This window comes from Pseudomonas sp. 1152_12 (assembly GCF_052850675.1).
In genome coordinates this window covers 1-505 of sequence record NZ_VXCW01000061.1, presented here as the reverse complement: position 1 = coordinate 505, position 505 = coordinate 1, and the positions used below count along the sequence as shown (strand labels likewise).

The window sequence follows — 505 nt, the reverse complement described above, 5'->3', positions numbered from 1 at the left end:
CGAGTTGAATGGCATCCGTGAATATGTTGAGCGCGGCGATGCATTTGCGAAGCCATCAATGCCTGTACCGAATAGTGACAACGTTACGCGTAGTAGCTCCGAATGGATGGCCGTCACACGAGCCCACAAGGTATTGGCAACCGCACCAGATAACCCGCAATGGCTTCTGGAATTGGCCCATTGGCTGCGCTATTACCAAGTAGGAATTTGGCAGTTGTTCTTCTGGGCGGGTCAGTTCGACATTATTGCCAAAGCGGCAGGCAATGATCGACGCCGCCAAAACTACAGCATCCAAACCGCCACCAATATGATGGCCGCCATGGCGATCCTAGGCTGGAAGGATGCCGTCATCCATCAGGGCTATCTCACCCATGCGGCTCTCAACCGTGGGCATCAATTAGTGATTGAGTACGAAGAGCAACACCGCCGCGCCCAAGCCTTTATGCTGCGTGTGTTTGCCGATTGGGTGGGCGATGTCTCGCATCAATGGCCTGCTTATGCTTAT

Annotated in this window: 1 pseudogene; it reads left to right on the top strand. The window is 53.7% G+C overall.

The annotated features are described in order from the left end of the window. Positions 1 to 214 precede the first annotated feature (214 nt). Positions 215 to 505, top strand: a pseudogene (locus FW764_RS28110) (hypothetical protein); the annotation flags it as partial.